General features: G+C 65.8%; 19 protein-coding genes. 16 read left to right on the forward strand and 3 right to left on the reverse strand.

What is annotated here, in order from left to right:
- Positions 1–92: 92 nt before the first annotated feature.
- The 9 genes from BLT97_RS32285 to BLT97_RS32325 all read left to right on the forward strand — a co-directional run bounded on the left by BLT97_RS32285 (position 93) and on the right by BLT97_RS32325 (position 8,262).
- Entirely contained in the window at positions 93–1,544 is a 1,452-nt protein-coding gene (locus BLT97_RS32285) for an MFS transporter (protein WP_093616668.1), read from the forward strand.
- Between the two features lie 572 nt (positions 1,545–2,116).
- The gene (locus tag BLT97_RS32290) at positions 2,117–2,848 is read left to right on the forward strand and encodes an HAD family hydrolase (RefSeq protein WP_093616670.1); all 732 of its coding nucleotides are present in this window, start codon (positions 2,117–2,119) and stop codon (positions 2,846–2,848) included.
- Positions 2,849–2,892: 44 nt separating this feature from the next.
- On the forward strand, positions 2,893–4,242 hold the full coding sequence (locus BLT97_RS32295; RefSeq protein ID WP_093616672.1) for a class I adenylate-forming enzyme family protein: 1,350 nt from the start codon (positions 2,893–2,895) through the stop codon (positions 4,240–4,242).
- The gene (locus BLT97_RS32300; protein WP_093616674.1) at positions 4,239–4,985 is read left to right on the forward strand and encodes an SDR family NAD(P)-dependent oxidoreductase; all 747 of its coding nucleotides are present in this window, start codon (positions 4,239–4,241) and stop codon (positions 4,983–4,985) included. The genes BLT97_RS32295 and BLT97_RS32300 overlap by 4 nt, the downstream gene beginning before the upstream one ends.
- A complete protein-coding gene (locus tag BLT97_RS32305; protein ID WP_093616676.1) occupies positions 4,979–5,263 on the forward strand; it encodes a phosphopantetheine-binding protein in 285 nt (94 codons plus the stop codon). The genes BLT97_RS32300 and BLT97_RS32305 overlap by 7 nt, the downstream gene beginning before the upstream one ends.
- Before the next feature lie 2 nt (positions 5,264–5,265).
- Positions 5,266–6,300, forward strand: a complete 1,035-nt coding sequence (locus BLT97_RS32310) for an AvrD family protein (protein ID WP_093616678.1) — start codon at positions 5,266–5,268, stop codon at positions 6,298–6,300.
- A gap of 81 nt (positions 6,301–6,381) precedes the next feature.
- Positions 6,382–6,747, forward strand: a complete 366-nt coding sequence (locus BLT97_RS32315; RefSeq protein ID WP_093616680.1) for an acyl carrier protein — start codon at positions 6,382–6,384, stop codon at positions 6,745–6,747.
- Between the two features lie 272 nt (positions 6,748–7,019).
- Positions 7,020–7,517 (forward strand): 4'-phosphopantetheinyl transferase family protein, encoded by a 498-nt coding sequence (locus tag BLT97_RS38755; RefSeq protein WP_245769664.1) that lies wholly within the window; start codon positions 7,020–7,022, stop codon positions 7,515–7,517.
- 1 nt (position 7,518) lies between these two features.
- A complete protein-coding gene (locus BLT97_RS32325) occupies positions 7,519–8,262 on the forward strand; it encodes a thioesterase II family protein (RefSeq protein ID WP_093616684.1) in 744 nt (247 codons plus the stop codon).
- Between the two features lie 35 nt (positions 8,263–8,297).
- Here BLT97_RS32325 and BLT97_RS32330 read toward each other — a convergent pair whose 3' ends face one another.
- The 3 genes from BLT97_RS32330 to BLT97_RS32340 form a co-directional block, all read right to left on the reverse strand.
- Positions 8,298–9,401: a Gfo/Idh/MocA family protein gene (locus tag BLT97_RS32330; RefSeq protein ID WP_093616686.1), complete on the reverse strand. Its 1,104-nt coding sequence runs from the start codon at positions 9,399–9,401 to the stop codon at positions 8,298–8,300.
- Between the two features lie 80 nt (positions 9,402–9,481).
- The gene (locus BLT97_RS32335) at positions 9,482–9,982 is read right to left on the reverse strand and encodes a flavin reductase family protein (RefSeq protein WP_093616688.1); all 501 of its coding nucleotides are present in this window, start codon (positions 9,980–9,982) and stop codon (positions 9,482–9,484) included.
- Between the two features lie 94 nt (positions 9,983–10,076).
- Positions 10,077–10,811, reverse strand: coding sequence for an SDR family NAD(P)-dependent oxidoreductase (locus BLT97_RS32340; protein WP_093616716.1), 735 nt, complete (start codon positions 10,809–10,811; stop codon positions 10,077–10,079).
- Between the two features lie 393 nt (positions 10,812–11,204).
- Between BLT97_RS32340 and BLT97_RS32345 the strand changes: the two genes are divergently transcribed.
- The 7 genes from BLT97_RS32345 to BLT97_RS32375 all read left to right on the forward strand — a co-directional run bounded on the left by BLT97_RS32345 (position 11,205) and on the right by BLT97_RS32375 (position 17,410).
- On the forward strand, positions 11,205–11,915 hold the full coding sequence (locus BLT97_RS32345) for an AAA family ATPase (RefSeq protein ID WP_093616690.1): 711 nt from the start codon (positions 11,205–11,207) through the stop codon (positions 11,913–11,915).
- A 34-nt stretch (positions 11,916–11,949) separates the two neighbouring features.
- Complete coding sequence (locus BLT97_RS32350) at positions 11,950–12,555, forward strand: AAA family ATPase (protein ID WP_093616692.1); 606 nt, start codon at positions 11,950–11,952, stop codon at positions 12,553–12,555.
- Between the two features lie 106 nt (positions 12,556–12,661).
- Positions 12,662–13,813, forward strand: coding sequence for an LLM class flavin-dependent oxidoreductase (locus BLT97_RS32355; RefSeq protein WP_093616694.1), 1,152 nt, complete (start codon positions 12,662–12,664; stop codon positions 13,811–13,813).
- A 199-nt stretch (positions 13,814–14,012) separates the two neighbouring features.
- The gene (locus BLT97_RS32360) at positions 14,013–15,047 is read left to right on the forward strand and encodes a ScbA/BarX family gamma-butyrolactone biosynthesis protein (protein ID WP_093616696.1); all 1,035 of its coding nucleotides are present in this window, start codon (positions 14,013–14,015) and stop codon (positions 15,045–15,047) included.
- Between the two features lie 34 nt (positions 15,048–15,081).
- Positions 15,082–15,873 carry an HAD family hydrolase gene (locus BLT97_RS32365; RefSeq protein WP_093616698.1) on the forward strand — a complete coding sequence of 264 codons (792 nt, stop codon included), beginning with the start codon at positions 15,082–15,084 and terminating at the stop codon, positions 15,871–15,873.
- Complete coding sequence (locus BLT97_RS32370) at positions 15,792–16,574, forward strand: oxidoreductase (protein WP_093616700.1); 783 nt, start codon at positions 15,792–15,794, stop codon at positions 16,572–16,574. Before BLT97_RS32365 ends, BLT97_RS32370 begins: the two co-directional genes overlap by 82 nt.
- A gap of 656 nt (positions 16,575–17,230) precedes the next feature.
- On the forward strand, positions 17,231–17,410 hold the full coding sequence (locus BLT97_RS32375; RefSeq protein WP_093616702.1) for a hypothetical protein: 180 nt from the start codon (positions 17,231–17,233) through the stop codon (positions 17,408–17,410).
- Positions 17,411–17,966: the final 556 nt, after the last annotated feature.

Consider the following 17,966-nt stretch of genomic DNA (forward strand, 5'->3'; position numbering starts at 1 on the left):
AAAACCCCGCCGGACACGACCCGAACGCCTGCCTGCCTCTTGGCCGGCGGATCGGACCGGTTTCTCCAACCCAACCAGAAAGATACGGACTTATGACCTCGTCGGGCTCCACACGCCGCCAGGGGCTGATCCTCGCGGCCCTGGCACTGGCGCAGTTGATCATCGCACTCGACTACAGCATCGTGTTCGTCGCACTGCCGGACATCGGCAACGGTGTCGGCTTCTCGGAGCAGCAACTGCAGTGGGTGATCGGTTCTTACGCCGTCGCCTTCGGTGGCTTCTTGCTCCTTGGCGGACGCATGGCCGACCTCGTCGGACGCCGCAGGATGTTCTTCACCGGCCTCGCCCTCTACGCCATTGCATCCATCATCGGCGGTCTCGCCACAACCCCCGGAGTCCTGGTAGGGGCCCGAGGGCTGCAAGGCATCGGCGGCGCCTTCCTCGCACCCGCCACCTTGTCCCTGCTCACCACCACGTTCGCCGAGGGCAAGGAGCGCAATCGCGCCCTCGGCGTGTGGGGCGCAACCGGCAGCAGCGGCATGGTCGTCGGCTCGCTGCTCGGAGGCGTTCTCACCCAGGCCTTCGGCTGGGCCGCGACCTTCTACGTCAACGTTCCGCTGGCCGCAGGCGTCGCCCTGCTCGCGCTGCGCGCCATCCCCGCAGACCCGCCGACCGCGCGCCGTCAGGGCTTCGACCTGCCAGGCGGCATCACCGTCACCGCCGGCGCCCTCCTGCTCGTCTTCGGACTCGTCCAGGGCCCGGAATCCGGCTGGACCGCACCCTCCACCGTGATCAGCTTCATCGCCGCGGTCGCCCTCATCGCGGCGTTCATCATCATCGAGTCCCGGACCGCCGACCCGCTGGTCCCCCTGCGCGTCTTCTCCTACAACAGCCTGCGCCTCGGCTCGCTGATCACTTTCATGTTCATGGCCACCTTCGGCGCCAGTGCGTACTTCCTCACGCTCGCACTGCAGACTGTGCGCGACTGGAACGCCCTGGCCACCGGCCTCGCCTTCATCCTGCCGTGCGCCTGCGTGCTCGTCGGCTCCATGATCGGAGGCAAGCTGGCGACCTCGCACGGCGTGCGCGCCACCCTGATCCTAGGGCTGGTCGTGGGAGCCGTCGGCACAGCACTGTTCGCGGCCTTCCTGGGAGACGGCTCCACGTACGCGCAAATGGCTCCCGGCATCGTGGTCTTCTCGCTGGCCCAGGGCGTCATCTGGACGGCCATGTTCTCTGCGGCGACCGCAGGTGTCGAAGAGAAACTGCAGGGCCTCGCCTCCGGCCTCGCCACCAGCGGGCAGCAAGTGGGTGCAGCCGTCGGCCTCGCCGTCCTGGTCGCGGTCTCCAACGGCGTAGCCGGCTCCCACCCCGACAAGGCGCACCTGTCCGACGGTCTCCAAGCCGCCACCTACACATCGGCAGCCCTGATCCTGCTCACTGTCCTCATCGCGCTGGGCCTGCGCAAGCCTGCCCAGGACACGCAGAACACCCAGACTGCCACTGCGACGGAGCCCCGCAGCCGAGCAGGCGAAACCGTCTGAGCTGCTCAACTGCTGCGCACACATAGGGAAGTCGGGCCGCCTGAATCGGCAGCGGCCCGACATTCCCTGTGCACGACACCGCCGCCACGCATCCGTCCCCGGCCACAGAACAGACCGCCATGCTTCGCTCCCAGCCGGTGCAGCCGCATCAGGGCCGCGCGGCGCCTGCTCGCGGATTAACGGGACAAAGCACGCGTTGCGAACCAGACCTGGAGCTCGGCGCCTCTCTGACGACAGCGTCATCGATGCGACCAAAGCCCAGCGCGCCGACTGGTCAACAGCGTCGTCCCCACGCGACGCACCTCGGGCGGACGGCAGCAGGGCGCCTCAAGACTGATGGAGCCAGCATCAGCCAGCGCAGGGCCAGGCCGTGCCCTTCGGTGTGTGGGCACGGGCACGTGATCTCATCCACCGAAACTTCTTGGAAGACAGATCCGGCACTGAGAAATCAGTGCCGGATCCTTTTACTTTAGGCCTGTTGCCCGCGGCAACACCATCCCTGGTGATGCTGTCGGCGAAGCCGGTGACATTGAAGTCTGGGGCGCTCATAAGGCCGCTGCAATAGTTGCCTCATGAGCCGAAATTCTGTGCGAGCTGCCTTTTTTGACGTGGATGGCACCCTGACTTCCCCGTCGAGCATGCTCCGTTTCCTTGCCTTCTATTGCGAAGCCATGGGGCGCTCACGACGCGAATTCCAGGAGCAGACAAGCGAACTCAGGGCCATGGCTGCAATCGGCTGCGGCCGCGAGGCCATCCACCGCGCCTACTTCGCAAACCTCCAGGGCCTTGACGTCGGTACGGTAAGCGCTGTTGCACAGAGTTGGTTCGCAGCAGAAACAGCCTCCGGGGCCTACTACCACGCGCCAACGGTGGACCGACTGCGCCGTCACCAGCAGCGTGGTGACCACATCGCCATCCTGTCGGGCTCCTTCCCAGCGCTCGTGCTCCCGATGGCTCGAGATCTGGGCGTCGAGGATGTCCAGTGCACCCAGCCTGAGATGATCCACGGGCGCTACACCGGAGGGTTCGAGGGTGCACCGCTGATCGGCCCCGCCAAGGGAGCCGCCGCGAGACGGGCAGCCCTCCGCGCCGGCCTCGACCCCGGCAACTGCGCCGCCTACGCAGACCACCTCTCCGACCTGCCGATGCTCGAAGCGGTTGGCAAGGCCTACGTCGTCGGCGGTGGCACGGCACTGCGTGCACTGGCGCGTGCCCGTGGATGGCGCCTCCTGGACGGCCCGCCCGAACAACCCACACCGCACCAGCAGGCCGGCATGGCCATGGCTCCCCGGCTCGCTGTTTGACCGATCCTCCTACTCGTTGGCCTGTTACCCCAAACGGAGGGCACATGACTGCCTGGTTCATTGAACGGATGCACAGCTTCAGTTCCGCTGACGCAATCATCTTCGACGGCACAACACACAGCTATGCCGACCTGCTCGAGGCGATCTCGCGCTGGGATTCCTTCCTCGACGCGCAGGACGTGCGTGCCGGGCAGGTCGTCGCTCTCGAGGGGCCCAGCGGCGTGGAGTCCTGTGCGGGGCTGCTTGCGCTCATGGCGCGTGGCGCCATCGTCGTTCCGCTGACGCCGCTGCCCGATGCCAAACGGGCCGAGTTCCACGAGATCGCACAGGTCGAGGCCACGATCGAAGTGAACAGTGCGCCGTCCGAACGTCCGCAACTGCGGCGCACCGGCCGGACCGCACACCACGACTTGTACCGCCGACTGCGCAGCGCGAAGGCCCCTGGCCTGGTGCTGTTCAGCTCGGGAACCACGGGGCGCAGCAAGGCCACGGTGCTGAACTTCGCGAAGATGCTCAGCAAGTACGGCGAACCGCGACGAGCCAAGCGCACCCTGGGGTTCCTGAGCCTCGATCACATTGGAGGCATCAACACCCTCCTGCACACCCTCAGCCAGGGCGGGGCGCTCGTCACCATTCTCGAGAGAAGCCCCGAATCGGTCTGCGCCGCGATTGCCGCACATCGGATCCAGGTTCTGCCGACCACGCCCACCTTCCTCAACATGCTGCTCATCTCCGGGGCACACACCCGGCACGACTTGAGCTCACTGCAACTGATCACCTACGGAACCGAACCAATGCCCCTGGGGGTCCTTCAGCGCCTCAACGCGGCCCTGCCCGACGTGCGCCTCAAGCAGACCTACGGACTGTCCGAACTCGGCATCCTGTCCACGAAGTCCCGGGACAACAACAGCCTCTGGGTCAAGCTCGGCGGCGAGGGATTCGACTATCAGATCCGTGACGGAATCCTCTGGATCCGCTCCGACATCGCCATGCTCGGGTATTTGAACGCACCCGCGCCCTTCGATGAGGACGGATACTTCAACACACAAGACGCGGTCGAGGTCGACGGTGATTACGTGCGCATACTCGGGCGTAAATCCGAAGTCATCAACGTCGCGGGGGAGAAGGTCTATCCCAGCGAGGTTGAGAATGTTCTGCTGGAAATGGACATCGTCGCCGATGCCACGGTGTCCGGGCGCCATAGCCACATCACCGGGCAGGTGGTTCAGGCCACTGTGAAACTGACCCGACCGCTCGACGAGCGTGAGGCGGCCCGACAGGTGCGGCGGTACTGCAGCGAGCGCCTCCAGGCGTACAAGGTGCCGCTTCTCGTTGAGGTCTCCCAGCGCGATCAGCACTCGCAGCGCTTCAAGAAGACCAGGAGCGCGGCATGACCACGGTCGAGGAGCTCTCCACACCCGTCGCCGTCGTCAGCGGCGGGAGCCGCGGCCTCGGCCGCGCACTGGTCGAGCGGCTCCTCGCGGACGGCTGGCGGGTAGCCACGTTCAGCAGGAACCCGAACGAGTTCACGGAGACCACGGCCGAGAAGTACCGCAGCTCCTTCCTCTGGGAGCCGGTCGACCTCAACGACACCACCGCCGTGCGAGGCTTCGGGCGCACAGCCGCGCAGTACTTCGGGCGGATCGATCTGCTTGTCAACAATGCAGGCGTGCTGCATCAGGAGCTGTTCCTGACCACAGCGCCGGCGCGCATGGACAACATCATCGGGACGAACCTGCTCGCCCCGCTTCATCTGTCCCAGAGCTGTGCCCGGTTCATGATGCGGGACAAGAGCGGCGCCATCGTCAACATCTCGTCCATCAATGCCGTCCGCGGCTACCGGGGCGTTGCCGTCTACGCAGCGGCAAAGGCAGGCCTCGAAGGGCTCGGTCGGGCCCTGGCACGGGAACTCGGCCCGCTCGGCATCAGAGTCAACACCCTTACCCCCGGCTTCTTCGACAGTGACATGACGGCAACGGTCACCTCGGAGAACCGGGACAAGATCCAGCGCCGTACTCCGCTGGGGCGCCTCGGCACGGTGGAGGAGATTGCCGACGCGGTTCTCTTCCTCGCCTCGCCGCAGGCGCAGTTCATCACCGGACAGACACTTGTCATCGATGGAGGCATCACATGCTGAACGACAGGACCCACAACACCAGCGTGGAGGAAACCGTCCGACGCGAGATCGACAGCGTCCTGCTCAATGACGACGGCGCCAGCAGCTACTCCCTCGACGACCCCCTGCTGGCGGCGGGCCTCAACTCACTCCTTCTTGCCCAACTCCTGCTGCAGTTGGAGACCGCACTGGGCATCGATCCCTTCGCCGGTGACCGATCCATCACGGACATCCGCACGGTCGGAGAGCTCATCGCCGCGTATGACGAGGCGATACGGACCGCGCCGACGGGGGTGTGAGCGTGAACGCCAACCCGCAACTGCTCCTCAAATCCGTCGACGACTACCTCGGCCCGGGGGAGACCCGGTTCTTCTCTCGCGGTTACCAACGTGCCCAGTACAAAGTAAACGACATCACCGTCACGCCGGCCGACGGCCCCGACGCCGGTGTGCACGCCACCGTGGACGTCAGTTACCCCGCCGACTGGTCACGCAAGAAGGACGGTACCGACCTGCGGCCCCATCTCAGCACCGTGGACGCCATGGTCCTGGGCGTGCAGCTCGCAGAGTTGCACCTGGCGCACGGATATGGCCTCGATGACGACAGCCGCACCCAAATGAGGTTGCGCAAGGTCGTATTGCGGGCCGGCGGCGCACCCCAAGAGGACCTGGCAGGTATCCCGCTCACAGCTCGCCTGGTCCGCTCCGTGGAGATGGATGAACTTCCCGGCCGTTACCTCACCGTGCATGACTGTGCCGTCGGCAACCTGCAGGTGCGCACGGAGATTGAGCACAGCATCACGACGCGTGCGCTCGACGAGAGCCGGCACACGAACCTCGAGCAGGCCCTGGGCCCCGGCGAGCAGCGCTTCTGGGGCGAAGGCTTCAAGGAGCGGCGGCACTTCATCAGCGACGTCCACGTCGACACCGACGCCCACATTGCGAAGGCCGACGTCCACTTCGCCCCCGAGCCGATGTCGGCCCGAAGAGGCATCGACGGGGATTGGCAACCGTCCGTGTCCCTGGTCGACGCGTTCGTGATCAACCTCCAGCTCGTCCAGATCCTGATGTACGAACTGGACAGCATCAGCCGAGCCCAGAGCAACACGCTCTGGATGATGCAGACCGTACTCGAGTCCGCACCGGACCCCACTGAACTGCCCGTCGCCCCTGAACAGGCACAGCTCGCCCAGGCGGCCCTTACCGGCACACGGCTCCTGCCGTTGCGCGGAGGTATCTGGCGCAGCGTTGAAGTCGAAGCCCAACTTGCCGGAATACGACTGCGCTGCGGCTTCGCGCACGAGCTGCCCGCCGGGACCACAGCCACGGACAACTGAGTCAGACCGCCCGCAGGGCGCCGCCGCAGCTTCGGCTCGGCGGCGCCCTGCTCATCTCCGCATCACTCGAGAAAGGACGCCATGACCGCGGACCCCTCACTGCTTGACTGGTTCCGAACGCGCCCCCAAGCAGCCACACAAGCAGTACGGCACCAACCCGCTCAGCCTCTACTCACCCGCGCAGACCTGGCTTCAGCGAATGCCGATCAACGCGAGCGCCTCCTCACGAACTTTCTGCGCCATGGCATCGGGCGAGTACTCAACTGCCCCACCGAGGCCGTCGACTGTGATCAGACCATGACCGACTTGGGCATCGGCTCCATGGGCGGCCTCGAACTGCACAGCTTCATCACGTCGGCCCTCGGTACCGCTCCAACGCTTCCCACGATCCTGAGCGCCGAGAATCTACGGGTCCTCGCCCGCCGGGTGGAGGGCGTACTGGCGTGAAACTGCCTCACCCGCCCCCTGGGGGCGCAGACCTCTGGCTGCTGCGCCAACCTGAACCCGGGACATGTACCGGAGTACTCGACCTGGCAGAACTCGACGAAAACGAGAGACGCCGAGCCGGCACGTGTCGCCGCGAAGCGGGCCGACTACTCTACAGCTCGGCGCACATTGGACTGCGCCGCCTGCTTGGCGCCTATCTGGACACCGCACCCGGAGCGCTCCGCTTCGGACGCGCACCCTGCCCGTGCTGCGACAGACGGCACGGCCGCCCCGTGCTGCAGGACACCGAGTCAACGCTGCACTTCTCGCTCTCGCATGGCAGCGGAATGGCTCTCATCGGCGTGTCCACCCTGCCCATCGGCGTGGACGTAGAAAGGGTCCCCACCAGTGACACTGCCCGTGTCTGCTTCCCCGCGCTGCACCCCGAGGAACAATCCGAGCTGAGCGCGGGAGCGCAAGCCGGCATTGATGCCATCTCCTTCGGCCAACTGTGGACGCGCAAAGAGGCCTACCTGAAGGGCTTGGGCACCGGGCTCGCCCGCGACCTGGCAGCCGACTACCTCGGAGACAACGCCGACCGCCGGCCCGCCGACTGGACCGTGCTCGATGTCCCCTGCGGACCGCGGCACATTGGCGCTGTGGCCCTGCACGTCGTACAACAGCCAGTCCAATCGGTGACCGTCCACTGGCTCCCGATCGACAGCCTGTATCAAGGGGCCACGTGCGTGGTGGACAAGCAGGAGCATCTCCTGGGGGAACTGGTCGCCTGACATGTCGCTGCACACACTGAGCCCCGAATCCCGCAGGCAGACCACGCCGGAACTGACACTGGTGCTGCTCCACCACGCAGGAGGCTCGTCACAGAGTTTCGGGCCTCTCCTACCGCACCTGCCCGCAACCTGGCAGGTACTGGGGGTGGACTTGCCAGGGCGGCTCCTGGATCGCGAAGACAAGGGGTGCCGGACCGTCGAGGAGGCCGTCGGCCGCGTCCACGCTGATCTTCGCCTTCGACTTGATGGTCCCTTTGCCGTGTTCGGTCACAGCATGGGGGCCCTGATCGCCTACGAACTCGTACGCCGGATGGAGACCGAGCACCACGGCCCCGTCTGGTTCGGTGCCTCGGGCATGCTCGCCCCTGACGCAGGCCGCCCCACGTCCGCCCACGTCCTGCAGCACCCAAGCGGGACCTTCATCCCGCCGGCCTCCGTCTCCGCGGTACTCGCACGACGGATGCTGGAGATCCTCAAGGCCGACCTCCGGCTCGTGGACAACTACCAGTACGCTCCGGGACCACTCCTGCGCACGGCCCTTTCGGTCTTCGGCGGAACCGCGGATTCGCTGGCCCCGGCGCCGCAACTTGACCGGTGGTCCGAACATGCTGTGCATGGAGCAGCCCGCCACCTGTGGCCCGGTGGCCACTTCTTCCTGTTCGACCATGCTGCGTCTGTATCTGCACGGCTCGTCGGGTCGTGCAGAGCGGCGCTCGCAGCGAAGGCTCTCGCCCTTCAGATCTGAAGGGCGAGAGCCTTCGCTGCCAAGACCGGCACAGCCTACTGGCGGGCACCAGTCAGTGCCGCTCGAGCGATTCGGTCCAGCAGCTGATGATGCTTCAACGCGTGAGCGAAATCGGGTACGACGCTTGTCCCGTGCTCAATATCCGAGCGGACCTGTGTGTATGCATGCGCGACGGCCTCAGCGGGGCCGTTCACACCCTGCAGCGTCAGATAGCGTTCAGGCACCGGCAGCACGGACAGCGCACCGCCTCGGCGCGCACCTTCGATCCGGAACTGTCCGAACTGCACATGGCCTGAGTCACCGGAGATCACCAGATCCCCTTCGGTGCCGTTGATCTCCCACAGGAGATTGGTGCCCGCGCTGGATCCGCCCCGGTAGTGAAGGGAGACCACCGCACCGTTCTCCAGCACACCAGATACGGCAACCTGGTCCTCAGCGGTCATCTTGAGGACCTCCCCAGTCTCGACCACCTGTACCTGCGGCCGGCGGGTCGCCGTCACTGCGCTGAGAGAAGCGAAGTCCGACAGGCACATCGTCAGAGCATCGAGGGTATGTCCGAACGGGATGGTCATGAGGCTGGCGCCGTTGGCGCGATCTGTGGTGTAGGCGCCGCCAGCCCCCACGACCGGCCCCCAGCCTCCTCCCGAGCCGACCAGAGTCGTCGAGAGCACTTCGCCCACATAGCCTTCGGCGATCAAGTCCCGTACGAACCGGATTCCGGGTGCCGACCGGGCCTGGAGGCCGACGAAAGTCCTGATGTGCTGCTGTGCGGCGAGTTCGGCCAACTCTTGGGCCTCGGAGGCGTCGACGGCCAGTGGCCACTCGCTGAACACCATGCTGCCTGCCTGGAGCGCAGGAGTGATCAGTTCACGGTGTCGGGGGACACGGACGGCCACGACGACCAGGTCGATGTCGTCGTGAGCGGCGAGCTCGCCGGGGTCGGTGAAGGCCAGCGGGACGCCGTACTTCTCGGCGGAGCGGACCGCCGACTCTGCCGTAGAGGCCGCTAGCCCGCGCAACTCAAACCCATCGACGGCCTGCAGCGCGGGCACATGCCCACGCGACGCCCAGCCGCCGTCGGCGCTGAGTCCGACGATGCCGACTCCGAGAGGCTTGAGGGATGCCGGATTGTGTGCCATGGGCTGTTTGCTCACTAACGTCGAGGTTTCGGTGGAATGGTGGAACCGCCGGCCACGTCCACACGGCAGGCGGCAGGTGATCAGGCGGCGAGCCGTCCGTACGATCCGCGGTAGAAGACCAGTGGCGCCCCGTCGTCGCGACTGCTCAGCACATGCACCCGGGAAATGATCACATCGTGGTCTCCGGCCTCGTACTCCGTTTCCACGGAGCACTCCAACCAGCCGATGGCGCCGTCCAGAACCGGAGCACCTCCAGGGGTGGCGGTCCATCGCACGCCCCGGAACTTGTCGGTGTCGCGCGTGGCCAGACGACTGCTCAGGTCCTGCTGGTGTTCACCGAGGATGTTGATGCAGAAATGGTCGGCTGTGCGGATCTGCGGCCAACTGGTGCTGCCCTTCGAGACGCAGAACAGCACCAGTGCCGGCGCGAGGGACACGGAGGTGAACGAGTTCACCGCAAGGCCAACCGGGACGGAGTCCCTTTCCCGGAGCGCGGTCACCGCCACGACACCTGTCGTGAACCGTCCCAGAGTCGCGCGGAATTCCTCTTGGCTGATGTCGGTGCTGAGAGACGAGGGCATGCATCCATAGTTGGGATGCCCATCGCCCGCAACCAGTGCCCACTCACCATATTGGCGGCGCCAACACCGGGTGCCGCACAGCCGACCGGTCCGATCACACAGCGCTGCAGCCGCCATCGACAGGTACCGCTCCACCCGTGACGAACGATGCCTGATCGCTCAGCAACCAGGCGGCGGCCCGGGCCACTTCAACCGGGTCGGCAAGGCGCGACTGGATCGCCCTTGCCACGGCGGCCTCCTCGAGCTGCGGCACGTCCTGCATGGCCTGCTCCATCAGCTCGGTGCGCGTGGACCCCACCATCAAGGCGTTGACCCGGATCCCCTCCGCGCCGTACTCGGCAGCCGCAGCCCGGGTCAAGCCGAGCACGGCGTGCTTGGCCGCCACATAGGGGGAGACCGCTCCAGTTGCGAACAATCCGGCCGTGCTGGATGTGTTGACCACGGAACCGCCCGACGCCTGCCGCAACATCACAGGGATCTGAGCCTTCAGACAGTTCCAGACGCCTCGCACGTTGACATCCAGAATCCGGTTGTAGACGGCGTCATCCGTCTCGTGCAGCCGAGTTCCGATCGCCCCCCAACCTGCGTTGTTGAAGGCACCGTCCAGCGAACCGAACACGGCAACCGTGTGATCCACCGCCCGCAGCACATCGTCAGGGCTGGTCACATCCCCCGTCACGGCATCGGCCTGGCCACCCTCGGCGCGTATCTCCTCGACCAGCTCGTTCAGCGCGCCAGTGCGGCGAGCCATCAGCGTCACTGCCGCCCCCTCCCTCGCAAACAGCCGAGCAGCCGCCGCCCCGATCCCACTCGAAGCCCCTGTGACCATGATGGTGCGTCCCTCGAGGAACCCCTTGCCGTATCCCATACCAAGCCTCCTGAAGATCGAAAACTGCCCGGTGACGATAGCTGCCGGCGACGAGACGCGTCCCAGAAGGCCCTGCGCAGAAGGTTCCTGAGCCGGGATTCCCCAAAGCGCAGGCCCATGTTCGCGCGTATTGGTGCTGCCAATCGTGTCCGTGGTGATGGGTTCCGCGACGCTGTTGAATCTGGAGTCTGGGTGCTTTCGAAATCCGTTGCCAAGATTTCGGTACGGGTCAGCACAGACAACTCCCCAGAGGGCAAGACACGGTGCCGCACCGGCCCCCGGGAGAGCGATCCGACCGGCCTGGCCCCATCGGACGTTCTGGTCGGCCCCGTCAACCACCCCCAAGGAGCAGAAGTGAAGCTGTCCATCTCCGGTACCTATTCCGTCGGTAAGACGATCACCAGCATGGCGATTGCACACCTCACCGGCATGCCGCGTACCGCAGCCCCCACCATGCGCGAGCTCCTGCCCATCTCGCTCCCGGGCAAGACACTCGAGGAGTGCAACGGCGCCGAGCTCATCATGCTGATCACGCGCCGGATCCAGGGCCGAGCCGTCGCCGAAAGTCACCTGCCTAACGGCTACATATCCGACGGCTCCGCGCTTCACGAGTGGTCCTACGCCAACGTCCGGGTAAAGGTCGGCATCAACCCGAACGACTCCGTAGACCTGGAAACCGTCGAAATGACCGACGAAGTCCGCTTCTACGCGGAGGTCATGAAGCAGATCGGAATTCCCGCACGCCAGCACACCAAGGCGAATTACGACGCCTTTGTGCATCTGCCGATCGAGTTCCCCATCGTCGAGGACGGCCACCGCCCGGTGAACGAGAAGTTCCGCCAGCTGGCCGAGCAGCTGCTCCTCGACACCCTCGAAGAGCTGCAGATCCCCGTCCACATCGTCGGCGGCACGATCCCCGAGCGGCTCGCCCGCATCGTCGAGATCTTCGACTTCCCGACGGTCATGACCATCGAGGAGGCCATCGCCAAGGCCGAGGCGGAGTACGCCCTGATCGACACCCGCAACGAACTGGAGCGACTGTCCGACGCCAGCGTTGCAGCCTGACCCCGAACAGAACTATCGGAACGGAGACATAGACGTGCGAATTGCTTTCGTCGGTGCGTACGGCAACGGCAAGACAACGCTGACCACCGAGCTGTCCCACCGCACCGGCCTCGAGCGGGTCCACGGCAGCGCCATGCGCGACCCGGCCGGCACCACCCCCAAGTCGCTGGAGGAGTCCAGCGAGACCGAACTGGTCCAGCTTGCCGTGCGGCGCTACACCGAACGCGCGGTCGATGAAGCCGCACGCCCGAAGGGCTTCCTCTCCGACGGCTCCGTGCTGCACGAGTGGGTGTACAGCAAGGTGCGGCTCGCGGTGGGCCGGTACCCCGACGCGGGGGACACCCTGGCAGCCGGTGCGCGATCGCCCCGAACTCAGGTAGTCGAGGAAGTCGTCGACCAGCTCGGTCTGCTCGCCAAGGAACAGGCACGTACCGGATACGACCTCATCGTCTTCGTGCCGAACGAGTTCCCGCTGCCTGAGGGGCACGACCCCATCAGCGCGCACTTTCGGGTCCTGTCCGACGAGCTGATGCTCGACATCGTCAACTCGCTCGGTGTCCCTGTGCACACCGTGACGGGAACGGTGCAGGAGCGCATCGAGCAGGTGCTGCAGATCGAGGGCGTCCCCCAGCTCGCATAGCTGCGCCGTGCGCAGCCGGCCGCAAACGCCCTGCCGGGCTCTGCCTACGTGCCGGCCCTGCGCCCATCACTAGACCCGTTCCCAACCGCCTATCAAGGAGCCCACGTTGCACACCGGCATCGGAGCCTTCCTCTCACCCCTGCACGCCCCGGGCCAGGACCCGCACCTGACCATCCGGCGCGACCTGCAGCTGGTGGAACATCTGGACGAGCTCAACTACGACGAGGTCTGGTTCGGCGAGCACCACTCGCTGTCCTGGCCGACTATCGGCGCACCGGAGACGATCATTGCTGCTGCCGCGGAGCGGACCCGGCAGATCAAACTGGCCAACGGCGTGGTACCGCTGCCCTTCCACCACCCGTACAACGTTGCCACCCGTGCCGTCATGCTGGACCACCTCACCCGGGGCCGCTACATCCTGGGCGTCGGCCCGGGCGCGACTCCCAACGACTCACATCAGTTCGGAGTGGCGCAGGACGACCTCAAGCGCATGGCGGGCGAGGCGATCCCCGTGGTGCAGGAGCTGGTCAATGGGGAAGAGCGTGTCAGCACCAAGACCGACTGGTTCGTGGTGCAGGACGCGAAGATGCAGCTGCCGCGGTACAGCAAGCCAGGCATCGAAATGGCGATATCCAGCATCGGGTCGCCCAACAGCCCCCAGATGGCCGGGCGCTACGGACTCAGCCTGGTCTCGTGGGGCGCACCGCCGCCCGGCCTGCCGGCGGTGGACCTTGCCCAGCAGTGGAGTTATGCAGAAGAGGCCGCCGAGGAGTACGGCCGCACCGTGGACCGCCGTACCTGGCGCGTCGTCGCCCCCCTGTACATTGCCGAGACCCGTGAGCAGGCCTACCGAGATGTCCGCGAAGGCTTCTCCGAATGGCTGTGGGACTACTGGGGCAAGGCGGCGGGGTTCGATGTAGCCGCCAGTATGGAAGGGGTCAAGAAGTCCCAGGAGCTGGAAGCCGGTATCGAACAGGGACTCGCGATCGTCGGCTCTCCAGAGGACGCCGTGGCAGCGATCCAGCGGCTCCAGGAGCAGACTGGAGGCTTCGGCACCTTCCTCGTGTACGCCATGAACTGGGCGTCCTTCGAGAAGACTAAGCGGAGCTACGAACTGCTGGCGGAGAAGGTGGCCCCCACCTTCTCGGGATCGACCACGCGAGGCGACGAGTCCATCCAGTGGAGCATCGACAACCGCCACATCTTCCCGCATACCGAGGCGCGGCGAAACCGCGAGGCAGCAGCCGGCGCGCGCTGACACCACTCAGCCTCCGAGGCGCCAACTCCCCACGGAATGTAGGCCTCCAGCTGCCGTCCCGCCTGCCCAGGACACGTCCCGGGCAGGCGGGACGGCAACCCGGACGCACGAACCGTGCCACTTTCCAGGGCTGTGTCGACGGCGGGCCTGGCATCCGCCAAACCGGGCCGGCCCACCCCCAACGCAGGAGCGACACTCAATGACAGACATAGCCCTTTCGTACGCCCAGACCGTTGACCGCAGACTGACTCACCGTGCAGCAGTGAGCGAGTGCTTCGTCACCGATGCAGTGAGCACGGGAGAGCGCACCTTCCTCGTGGCGGCTCAACTTCCCCGCACACACAGCTACTACAACGACCACGTGACCAGCAGCAAGGCACCGGCTGCCTACGACCCGCTGCTCGTTCTTGAGATCTTCCGGCAGACATGCATCGTGGCTTCGCACGAGTACATGGCGGTCCCGGAAGGCAGCAGCTTCGTATTCGACCGCGGCGACATGGAAATTCTGGACTCACACGCGCTGCACCTAGGCGACCTGCCAGGCCGCATGGTCGTCGCAGGTGAGATCACCGAGATTCGCGAGCGAGCAGGAATCCCTGCAGGAGCCACCATCGAAGTACGGGCGTCGGTGGATAACCGCGAAGCGGCATCCATGCGACTGGTGTTTCGGTGGATGCCGCGCGAGACCTGGCAGCGTCTGCGCAAACGGGCACGCACGGCTTTGACCCTGACACCTCAGCGTGCCCACGCGCTCACCGGACGCCTGAAGCCTGCCGCGGTAGGCCGACGGCTTCCATCAAACGTGGTGCTCGGGGGAGTGACGGTTGTTCTGGGCCAGGAAGTGGTCGCCCCGGTCGTCGTCGACCAGCGCCACCCCGCGCTGTTCGATCACCCAGTGGACCACATTCCGGGCGCGGTGATGTTCGAAGCATTCCGGCAGACCGCACTGACAGCGGCGCACGAACTACTTGGCCTGCCCCCTCAGCAGCTGACGATGAGCACATGTGAAGTGGAATTCAGCAGAGTAGGCGAATTCGAGCTTCCCACCGACTGCCGGGCACAGCTGACCGAGGAGACCGACGGGCATTACACCTTCGGGCTCGTCCTGGAGCAGGAAGGCGAGGTAATTGCTCGCAGCCGGGTGACGCTGACAGCAGTCGGCCTCCCCGCCCGCCGCAACGAAGACCGTGCCCCGAGCACCTCACGCGGAGAACTCGCACCGGCCGCTGCCTGATCCAGTAAACGCCCAGCCTCTTACCGGGAAAGCAATGAACACCATCAGGCACGACCCCGCAACTGCAGTCGGCAAGGCCACGACCACGGTGTGGTTCGACTTTGGAGGCGTGCTGTCTCCGCCCCTCGCGGAGCTGTACGACAACTACTGGCAGTCGACCGGAGTAGCACCCGAACAGCTACGCCAAGCCTTGGATGACGTTGGCGCGGACCTGGGCACCAATGCCCTCGCTCCGATCGAACTCGGCACGATGCGTCAGCATGAGTGGGGCGGCCGGCTCCGGTCGGCGCTGGTCAGACGGTTTCCGAACCTCGACCTGACGCGCGCACGGCTGGAGGACTTCGGAGAACAGTGGTTCAACGGCGTCGAAGTCAACCCGCGCATGGCAGCAGCCGTTCAACGGATCCGAGCTGCGGGACATCCGGTGGGGATCCTCACCAACAACGTGGCCGAGTGGGAACCACACTGGCGGCGGATCATTGCCGCCGCCGGCGAAGTCGACTTCGTCATCGACTCCTGCCGCGTTGGAGTGCGCAAGCCTGACCCGGCGATCTTCCAACTCGCCACCGAGCTGTCCCCCACAACCCACCACACCCTGATCGACGACCTCACCGAAAACTGCAGCGCAGCAATCGCAGCGGGCTGGACGGCCGTGCGGTTCCAGAACAACGCCCAGACGCTGTCCGAACTGGACTCCGTTCTCGGCATCTCCCTGAAAAGAACGGACGAGAGGAACGTGCCGACATGGATCTCCGCCTCGCAGGGCGCACCGCAATCATCACCGGCGCCAGCCGAGGGATCGGCCTCGCCACAGCACGCACCCTGATCAATGAGGGAGTCCACGTGGTGGGCGCTGCTCGCTCCATCACCACCGAACTGAAAGCATCCGGCGCCCACACGGTGGCCGTAGACCTGAGCACGTCAGACGGGGCCCGCCACCTGGTGAACACGGCACTGAACAAGCTCGGACACCTCGACCTCGTCGTCAACAACGTGGGCGGGGGAGAACACGTCGCCATGGGCGGCTTCCTCGACACCGATGACAACGGCTGGCAACGCACCATCGACCTGAACCTCTTTGCCGCAGTCCGTGTCACCCGGTACGCACTGCCAAGCCTGCTGGAACGCCGCGGCGTTGTCGTCAACGTCTCGTCGATCGGCGCCCGAATGCCCGCAACGGGTCCGATTGAATACAACGCAGCAAAAGCAGCCCTTACATCCTTCACCACATCACTTTCCGAAGAGTTCGGTCCGCGAGGCCTACGGGCCAACACTGTGTCGCCCGGCCCGGTTCGTACAGCCATCTGGGAAGATTCCGACGGTTTCGGCGCGGCACTGGCGGCAGCCAGCGACACCGACCTGACCGACTTCCTTCCCCAAGTGCCGGCGGCGATGGGCATGGTGAGCGATCGGCTAACAGAACCGGAAGAGGTCGCAGCGCTGATTGCCTTCCTGGCGTCGGAACACGCCTACAGCATCCGGGGAGCCGACTATCTGGTGGACGGCGGCATGGACAAGACCGCCTGATCCCAACGGCAGCAGGGGCGCCCGATAACCTCTGCTATCCCGAATCGTGGCGCCGCACCCGTACTGGCTGCCCCCGGCGCCCCGGCCCTTCCCGCCGATCCGCCCGCCTCCAGCGGGCTGACCGCCGACGACCTGCAGCGGCTGGCCGCCGACACCGCCCACCGAGCCCACCAGCTCCTGTCTGGTGACCACACCTCACTTACCCTCACCACGCGCGAGGACGCGGCACGCCTCACGGCTCTCCGCCCCAGGCCCGAGTGGTTCCACGGGCTCCAACTCGGACAGGGCTGCGCCCGTTGAAACTCGCCCGCCTCACCCTTGCCTGGCGGCACGGAGGCCCCGCAGGCGTCACCGTCGCCGAACGCTCACCATCACCGAACCGGGCGTCCTGGCCACCGCCCGCACCACGCTCGCCACTGCCCTGGCCGACATGACCGGTCAGACCGTCGTCGTGAAGGCGTGGCGCAACCGGCTCACCCTCGGCGAAACCGGCATCCAACTGCGCCACGGCCCCGACAACCGCTGGCACCCCTACGCACACGAGGACGGCGCACGGTGGCCCTGCGCCCCCGCCGACCCGACCCGGTCACCGCACTCACCACAGCCTGGGAACACCGCAGCCACCACAAAAGCCGGCAGAGATGAACCCTGAAGAGATGAACGACGAGAACAGGCCCAGGAAACCGCCCACCGTCACTTTCGAGATCGAAACCGTGGACGGTGAAGAAGGGGAAGCCCTGGCCCGGGAGCAGGCCGCAGTCATGATCGAAGTAATGACGTGGATCGTCGAGCAGCGCGGCAAGCAGAACCACGCCACGACGCCCGAATCAGACTGACTGTGCGCGATCCGGACCCTTCTTGATCGCGTTGGCGGTCCAACAAGGGCACCAACCTGCGACCAGTCGAGAAGACCCGCCTACGCCACTGAAGAGGCGCCCTGACCTGCGCATCCTCGCCCGAGGGCGCCCCGAGCTCTCGTCGGCGGCCGGTCACCCACACGCGTCACACTGACTAAGGGGAAACGGAAACGGTGCGCCGACCTGCAAGGTCAGCGCACCGTCAAGAGTGCCCCCGGCAGGATTCGAACCTGCGACACCCGCTTTAGGAGAAAACGTAGATCGTTTTCCTGTCTCGCCGAGGTTCGCCGAGACTCACCGAGTGCCCCTGACAAGGGCTCTGACGTGCAGTTATGTGTTTCACCGAGTCTCGCCGAGACTCGTCGAGGGGGGTTTGTGGACTCTATGTGGACTCTGGCTGTCATACGGCCTTGAGCATTCGAACACCGGCCGTCTCCGGCGCCATGACCGCCCGCACCTTCGCCGCGACGTCCTCGGGCGAGTGCTGGTAGATCCATGTCACCTTGGACCCTCGATCGTGGCCCATGACCGTCTG

The organism is Streptomyces indicus, assembly GCF_900100315.1.
Classification (GTDB): domain Bacteria; phylum Actinomycetota; class Actinomycetes; order Streptomycetales; family Streptomycetaceae; genus Streptomyces; species Streptomyces indicus.